Genomic DNA, 7818 nt, shown 5'->3' with positions numbered 1-7818 from the left:
TCACCACCTGCGCGCAGCCCGCGGGCACGGTGGCGACCGCGGTGGTGACCGGCCGCGGCGGCGTCGGCAAGAGCGTGCTAGCCCTGCACACCGCCCATGCGGTGCGCGAGTCCTCGGTGGACGGCCAGCTGTACGCCGACCTCGGCGCGGGCACCCCGCCGCTGACCGCGCACGCGGTGCTGCCCCGGTTCCTCGCGGACCTCGGAGTCCCCCGGGACGAGATACCCGAGGAGGCCTCCGAACGGGAGAGCCTGTACCGCTCGCTGACCTCGGGCCGCCGGCTGCTGGTCGTCCTCGACAACGCGTCCTCGACCGCGCAGATACGGCCGCTGATACCGGGCAGCGGCGGGAGCAGGCTGCTGGTGACCAGCCGGCGGCGGCTGGCCGACCTGGAGGGCGCGCACACCCTCGTCCTCCCCCCGCTGGACGAGGCCGGGTCGCTGGAGCTGCTGGGGAGCATCGTCGGACCGGCCAGGGTCGGCGCCGAACCGCGGGCGGCCCGTACGGTGCTGGCGGTGTGCGCGGGTCTGCCGCTGGCCATCCGGATCGCGGGGACCAGGCTGCTGGAGCGCCCGCACTGGAGCATCGGGCATTTCGCGCGACGGCTGACGGAGGCCCCGCGGCTGCTGGATGAGCTATGCGCGGGCGACCTCGGGGTCCGCCCCTGTCTCGACGTCGACCACGCCGGGCTCCGGCGGCCGGCGCCGGCCGGTGTCGATCCGGCCGAGGTGTTCACCGCGCTGGGGGCCGCCGGGGACTGCTCCGTGTCCGGCACCCGAGTCGCGGTGGTGTTCGGCTGCTCCGAGGCCCAGGCCGAGGAGGCCCTCGACGCGCTGGTCGAGGCCAATCTGCTGGGTGCCCCGCACGCGGGCCGCTACCGGCTGGACCCGCTGCTGAGGGCGTACGCCGGCGAGCACGCGCTGGCGGTGCACGACCGCCCGTTCATGCGCGCCGGGTGACCTTCCCGGCACGCACCGCCCTGCCAGCACCGCCCCTTACGCAGCACCCCGTACCGAGCACCCGCACGCACCGCCGCGGCCAGGACGTCCCGTCGGCCGCTCCCTTTCGAGAGGAACCCCTGCGCCATGGCCCACCAGACGGCTGCCACCCCCGACCTGCTCGCCTACGTCCGGGACGTCTCCCTCCGCGACGACGATCTGCTCAGGGAGCTGCGGGAGGCCACCGCGGACCTGCCGGGCGGGAGCGCCATGCAGGTGATGGCGGAGGAGGGCCAGCTGCTCGCCCTGCTGGTCGGGCTGACGGGGGCGCGGGCAGTGCTGGAGATCGGGACCTTCACCGGCTACAGCACCCTGTGCATGGCCCGCGCGCTCCCGGCCGACGGGGTGCTGGTGTCCTGCGACATCGAGGAGCGGTGGCCGTCCGTCGGCGCCGACTTCTGGAAGCGGGACGGGGTCGACGGGCGGATCGACCTGCGGATCGGCGACGCGGCCGGGACCCTGGACGCCCTGCTGGCGGAGCGCGGGCCGGAGAGCTTCGACCTGGTGTTCATCGACGCGGACAAGGCCAACTACGTCCGCTACTTCGAGTCCTCGCTCGAGCTGGTCCGCACCGGCGGTCTGATCGTGGTCGACAACACCCTCTTTTTCGGCCGGGTCGCCGACCCGGCAGCCGTGGATCCCGACACCGAGGGGGTCAGGGCGCTGAACCGGCTGCTGTGCCGGGATCCGCGGGTGGAGCTGTCGATGCTGGTGATGGCGGACGGGATCACCCTCGCCCGCAAGCGCTGAGGGCGACGGGCCGGGGCCCGGGAGCGCGGTGGCCGCCGGGGCGGTCACCGCGCTCCCGGGCCTCCTTCCTGCTCGATGAGGTCGGGTGCGTCCACGCTCATGACGGTGGACACCGTGCGGGGGCCGGGGGCCAGGTGCAGGCGCTGGAGACCCGGTTGGTCTACCACCGCCTCCAGGCCGGCGGTGCACGGGCACGGGTTCTCCACGACGCCCTCGAAGCCGGCGAAGCGGTAGGCGATCTCCATCATCCGGTTGCGTTCGGTGGCCCGGAAGTCCGCCACCAGGTGGACGCCGGACCGGGCGGCGGCGTCGGCCAGCCAGTTCAGCAGGGTCGCGCCGGCGCCGTAGGCGACGACCCGGCAGGAGGTCGCGAGCAGTTTGAGGTGCCACAGTCCCGGGTGCCGCTCCAGCAGCAGCACGCCGACCGCGCCGTGCGGCCCGAACCGGTCGGTGAGGGTGACTACCAGGACCTCGTGCCCGGGGTCGCTGATCAGGCCGCGCAGCACCGTGTCCGGGTAGTGGACCCCGGTCGCGTTCATCTGGCTGGTGCGCAGGGTGAGTTCCTCGACCCGGGACAGCTCTTCGCCGGTGGCCCGGCCGATGCGCATCCGCAGGTCCAGGGAGCGCAGGAACTCCTCGTCGGGTCCGCGGGCGGCCGCCCGCTCGGCCTCGCGGCGGAAGCCCGCCTGGTACATCTGGCGGCGCCGCCGGGAGTCGACGGTGCTGGTCGAGGGCGTGAACTCGGCCAGGTCGGGCAGGGCGGGGACCTGTTCGGCCGGGTAGCACCGTACGTCGGGCAGGTGGAAGGCGACCTCGGCGCGTTCGGCGGGCCGGTCGTCGACGAACGCGATGGTGGTGTGCGCGAAGTTCAGCCGGTCGGCGATCCGGCGCACCGAATCGGACTTGGCACCCCAGCCGATCTCCGGCAGGACGAAGTACTCGGCCAGGCCGAAGCCCTCCAGCCGGGCCCAGGCGTGCTCGTGGTCGTTGCGGCTCGCGACGGACTGGAGGATGCCTCGGGAGTCGAGTTCGATCACCACCTTGCGCACCTCCTCCGGCAGGTGCACCGCGCCGTCCTCCAGCAGGGTTCCCTGCCAGAGGGTGTCGTCCAGGTCCCAGACCAGGCACTTGACCGTCGCTGCGTTCTCGGCCTTCCTCGGCTCGTCGTCCGCAGGCCCGGTCACGGGGTCACCGCGGCGGAGAGGGCGTGCTGGGCCAGCATCAGCCGGCACATCTCGTTGCTGCCCTCGATGATCTCCATCAGCTTGGCGTCCCGGTACGCCCGGGCCACCGCGTGTCCGTCCCGGGCCCCGGCCGAGGCCAGTACCTGGACGGCCGTCGCCGCGCCCCGGGCGGCCTGGGTCGCGCTGACGTGCTTGGCGAGTACGGTCGCCACCACCTGGTCGGGCGACCCCTCGTCCCAGCAGCGGCTGGCGTGCTCGCAGGCCAGGGCGGCCGTCTGCGCGGCCGTGTAGAGGTCGGCGAGGTGCCCGGCGACGAGCTGGTGCTCGGCGAGCGGTTTACCGAACTGCTCGCGTCCGGCGGCGTGTGCGCTGACCGCGGCCAGACAGGCACGCAGGATGCCCACGCAGCCCCAGGCGACGGACATCCGCCCGTAGGCCAGTGCGGTCGTCACCAGCAGGGCGGGCGGCAGGCCGTGTCCGCCCAGGACGCTGTCGGCCGGCAGCCTCACCCCGTCGAGGTGGACGTCGGCGTGTCCGGCCGCGCGGCAGCCGAGCGGGTCGGCGATCCGCTCGATCCGGACGCCGGGTGCGTCGGCGGGCACCACGACGGCCGCCGCGCCGTCCTCGTAGCGGCCGACGAGGACCAGCAGGTCGGCGTAGTGGGCGGCGGTCACCCACTTCTTGTGGCCGTCCAGGACGACCGAGTCGCCGTCGCGGCGCACGGTCGTCCGCATCACCGCGAGGTCGCTGCCGGCGGCGGGCTCGCTGAAGCCGACCGCCGCCAGCCCGCCCCCGGTGAGCGTGGGGAGGTGGGCGGCGGTCTGCTCGGCGGTACCCAGGCGCTGGATGGTCCACGCGGCCATGCCCTGGGAGGTCATCACGCTGCGCAGGGAGCTGCACAGCGCGCCCACGTGGGCGGTGTAGGCGCCGCTGCGCAGGCTGCTCAGCCCCCAGCCGTTGTACTGCTCGGGGACTTCGGCGCACAGCCGGCCCTCGGCGCCCAGTTCGCGGAGCAGGTCGACGGGGATCAGGCCGGTGCGGTCCCACTCCCCCGCCCGGTCGCCGACCCGCAGGGTGACGGAGGTGCGGGCGCCGTTCAGGTCCTCACCCATGCAGGTCTCCGGTGGCGGGCACGCGCAGCCGGTCCACCAGCTCCACCATCCGCCGTACGGTGCGGAAGTTGTCGAGCCGCAGGTCCGCGCCGCGGACGGCTATCGCGTACGTCTTCTCCAGGTGCACGACCACCTGCATGGCGAACAGGGAGGACAGGCCGCCGGCTCCGAACAGGTCGGTGTCGGCGTCCCAGGGGGTTCCGGTGTGTCCTTCGAGGAAGCCCAGGAGCTCCTTCTCCAGGTCGTTGATGTCGGGGCTGTCAGGGGTGTCGGGCGTGCTGTCCGTGGTCATGGCTGTCTCCTCGGTGCGGGTTGGGGGTCAGGTGTAGTCGTAGAAGCCGCGTCCGGACTTGCGGCCGAGCCGGCCTTCGCGGACGAGCCGGAGCAGCAGCTCGCTGGGACGGCAGCCGTCGTCGCCGGTCCGTTCGTGCATCACCCTGAGGGAGTCGACGAGGTTGTCGATGCCGATCAGGTCCGCGGTCCGCAGCGGTCCGGTGGGGTGGCCCAGGCAGCCTTGCATCAGGGCATCGACGTCCTCGGCGGTCGCCGTGCCCTCCTGTACGACGCGGGCCGCGTCGTTGATCATCGGGTGCAGGATCCGGCTGGTCACGAAGCCCGGCGCGTCCCGGACCACCACGGCCCGCCGCCGCAGCGCCCCGAGCAGCGACCGTACGGCGGCCATCGCGGGATCGCCGGTGCGGGCGCCGCGGACCACTTCGGCGGTCCCTATCAGGTAGGGCGGGTTCATGAAGTGGGTGCCGACCAGTTCCTCAGGCCGCTCCACGGCCCCGGCGAGTTCGTCGACGGGGATCGAGGAGGTGTTGGTGACCAGCAGGGTGCCGGGCCGGACCAGGGCGGAGACCTCGGACAGCACGGCGGCCTTGGTGGCCGCGCTCTCGGTGACGGCCTCGATGACGGCGGTGGCCGCGGCCGCGGCCTTCGGCGAGGTGCCGGTGACCAGGGTGCCGAGGGGGGTGCCGGCCGGCAGCGCGCCCATCAGCTCGGCCAGCCGGAATTCGGAGTCGATCCGGTCCCCGGCCCGGTCTAGCCGGTCCTGGTCCACGTCGACCAGGTGGACCGGCAGGCCGTGCCCGAGGGCGAGGGCGGTGATGCCGACGCCCATCACTCCGGCCCCCAGCACGGTGAGGGCGTGCGGTGTCGGCGGCTCTTCGTACGGATCGGTGGTCACGGGCTCTCCTTCTTCCTGCTTCTCTTCGCTGGCGGGGGCGTCGCCTTCACAGGTGACCGGGTGTGCGGAGGGTGGTGCCGAGCCAGTCGGCGACGGCGTCGCCGGTGGTCGCGACGTGCTTCTCCATGATCGAGAAGTGGTCTCCGGGTACGTCGACGACGGTGTCGGCGGTGGCCCAGGACGAGCGCCAGTCGCCGGCCTCGGCGGACGGGCGGCCGAGCGGCGCGGAGGCGCGCACCAGCAGCACCGGGGCGCGGACCGCCGGGGGCTTCCAGTCGTCGAGCAGCCGGAAGTAGCCGCCCATCGCGGTGAGCCGGGTGCCGTCCATCGGGGCCGCCCGGTCCTCGCGGGCGAACATCCCGCCCAGCAGGACGTCGTTGAACTGGGTGATGCCCTGGTTGTCGGACAGGTAGGTGTCCAGCAGGACGACGGCGGCCGGGCCCGCGCCGCGGCGCTCCAGTTCTGCGGCGACCCCGTGGGCGAGGGTGCCGCCCGAGGAGGAGCCGGCCAGGACCAGCGTCCGTCCGGGCAGTTCGCGCAGGAGCGTCGCCGCCTGGAACTCCACGAGGGCGGACATGTCGGCGGGCAGCTCCTCCTCGGGGGTGAACCCGGGGGCGTCCAGGGCGGTGACGGCGTACAGGTCCCGGAAGCGGGCGGCGAAGCGGGCGTACTGGTGTGCGCCGCCGAGGGCGACGATGGAGCCGAAGCAGACGATCACGGGAGCGTCGGCGCGCTCGTTGAGCCGCAGGAGCCGCGGGCCCGTGCCGGCTGCGGCAAGGTCGTCGCCGCTGTGGAACGCGGGGCGCAGCACGGATGCGTTCTTGAGCAGTGCGATGCCCTCGTCGATCCGGCCGAGCGCGCAGGCCTGCCGGAACAGCACGCTTGCGGGGTCGGTGTCTTCGGTGTGACCCGTGTCTTCGGTGTGGTCGGTGTCAGGGGCTGCGGGTCCGGGGCGGGGGCTGGGGGTGCCCTCGGTGGCGGCGGTGGCGAGGCGGGCGGCGAGCTCGGCGGGGGTGCCGCTGTCGAAGACCGCCGAGGGGCGCAACCGCAGGCCGGTGGCGGCGGCCAGCCGGTTGCGGAGTTCGACCGCGGTCAGCGAGTCGAATCCGACCGAGAGGAACGGAACGGTCGCGGACAGCGCCCCGGCATCGGTGTGGCCGAGGGCTTCGGCGGCCTGGGCCAGGACGAGTTCGCTCAGGATCAGCTCCCGCTCCTGCGCGTCGGCGGCGGTGTCGAGCCGGTGCCGCAGGGCCGCGGCGGCCGTTCCCGGCATCCCCTTCGCTCCGGCCGCCGCGCCCGGACGGCGCCGGACCAGCGGGCGGAGCATCGGGTGCACCGGGCCGTCGCCGCGCACGGTCAGGTCGAGGTGGGCCAGGACGGCGGGGCTGCCGTCTCCCGGGTCGAAGGCGTCCGCAGCGCACACGGCGTCCAGCAGGGCCATGGCCTCCTCGTCGGAGAGGCCGCGGGCGCCGCGCCGGTCGATGCGGCGCCGCTCGGCGCCGTCGAGTTCCGCCGTCATCCCGCTCTGCCGCTGCCAGGGCCCCCAGGCCAGGGACAGGCCGGGCAGCCCGAGCCGTCGGCGTTCCGCGGCGAGGGCGTCGAGCGCGGCGTTCGCGGCCGAGTAGGACGCCTGGCCCGGGCTGCCCAGCACGCCCGCGGCGGAGGAGAACACGACGAACGCCGAGAGGTCCGCGCCGCGCGTCAGCAGGTCGAGGTGCCGGGCCGCGTCGAGCTTGGGGCGCAGTACGGCGGCCATCCGCTCCCCCGTCAGCCCCTCCAGCAGGCCGTCGTCGAGCACTCCGGCGGTGTGGACGACGGCGCAGAGGGGATGACGTGCGGGGATGTCCGTCAGGGCGGCGGCCAGTTCCTCGCGGTCGGACACGTCGCACCGGGTGGCGGTCAGTTCGGCGCCGGCCGCGGCCAGTTCCGCCGTCAGCTCCGGTATGCCGGGGGCGTCGGCGCCGCGGCGGCTCAGCACCCGTAGATGGCGCACCCCGTGCGCGGCCACCAGGTGGCGCGCCAGGACGGCCGCGAGGGCACCGCCGCCGCTCAGCAGCACCGTCCCCTCGGACCAGCCGAACGCCCGGGACGCGGACGGGGCTTCGGGGGCCGAGGCCACGGAGGCGGTGGTCGCGGGGGCGGACGGTCGCATCAGCCGGGGCGCGTACAGGACACCACCGCGCAGGGCCGCCTGTGGTTCGCCCGCGGCGAGGAGGCCGGCCAGCGCGTCGGCGAGACCGGCCGCATCGGGCCCTTCGGTGTCCAGCAGCACGAACCGGTCTGGGTGTTCGAGCTGGGCGGCCCTGAGCAGGCCCCAGACGGCCGCCGCGCCGAGGTCCGCGGACTGCGGCTGCGTGCCGAGCAGGCCGGTCGCACCCCGGGTGAGCACCACCAGGGGCGTACGGGTGGTGGTTTCGTCGGCCAGGTGGGCCTGGAGGAGGTCGAGGACCTGGGACGCGACCGCGTGGACCGCCGTGGGGTCCGTGCCCGGGACGTCCGCGCCGGGGCTGTCCGGGGTCCCGGTGGCTGCGGACGGGGGGCAGATCAGCAGCAGCGCGTCGGGGGTCGCGGGCGGGGGCTCGACG

General features: G+C 74.5%; 7 protein-coding genes. 2 read left to right on the top strand and 5 right to left on the bottom strand.

Features of this window, described 5'->3' with window-relative positions:
• Both B9S61_RS03665 and B9S61_RS03660 read left to right on the top strand, forming a co-directional pair.
• A partial coding sequence (locus tag B9S61_RS03665) for an NB-ARC domain-containing protein (RefSeq protein ID WP_258039531.1) occupies positions 1 to 959 on the top strand: 959 nt, incomplete at its 5' end.
• A 126-nt stretch (positions 960 to 1085) separates the two neighbouring features.
• On the top strand, positions 1086 to 1748 hold the full coding sequence (locus B9S61_RS03660; RefSeq protein ID WP_103540891.1) for an O-methyltransferase: 663 nt from the start codon (positions 1086 to 1088) through the stop codon (positions 1746 to 1748).
• A gap of 44 nt (positions 1749 to 1792) precedes the next feature.
• Here the strand turns inward: B9S61_RS03660 and B9S61_RS03655 are convergent, their stop codons facing one another.
• From B9S61_RS03655 to B9S61_RS03635, 5 genes are all read right to left on the bottom strand, one after another.
• Positions 1793 to 2932 (bottom strand): HAD family hydrolase, encoded by a 1140-nt coding sequence (locus B9S61_RS03655; RefSeq protein WP_103540890.1) that lies wholly within the window; start codon positions 2930 to 2932, stop codon positions 1793 to 1795.
• On the bottom strand, positions 2929 to 4044 hold the full coding sequence (locus B9S61_RS03650) for an acyl-CoA dehydrogenase family protein (protein ID WP_103540889.1): 1116 nt from the start codon (positions 4042 to 4044) through the stop codon (positions 2929 to 2931). The genes B9S61_RS03655 and B9S61_RS03650 overlap by 4 nt, the downstream gene beginning before the upstream one ends.
• Entirely contained in the window at positions 4037 to 4336 is a 300-nt protein-coding gene (locus B9S61_RS03645; RefSeq protein WP_103540888.1) for an acyl carrier protein, read from the bottom strand. The genes B9S61_RS03650 and B9S61_RS03645 overlap by 8 nt, the downstream gene beginning before the upstream one ends.
• A gap of 27 nt (positions 4337 to 4363) precedes the next feature.
• A complete protein-coding gene (locus B9S61_RS03640; protein WP_103540887.1) occupies positions 4364 to 5233 on the bottom strand; it encodes a 3-hydroxyacyl-CoA dehydrogenase family protein in 870 nt (289 codons plus the stop codon).
• Positions 5234 to 5279: 46 nt separating this feature from the next.
• A partial coding sequence (locus B9S61_RS03635; protein WP_146064697.1) for a type I polyketide synthase occupies positions 5280 to 7818 on the bottom strand: 2539 nt, incomplete at its 5' end.

It is taken from the genome of Streptomyces sp. SM1, assembly GCF_002910825.1.
GTDB lineage: Bacteria > Actinomycetota > Actinomycetes > Streptomycetales > Streptomycetaceae > Streptomyces > Streptomyces okerensis.
This window is presented reverse-complemented; position numbering and strand designations above follow the sequence as displayed.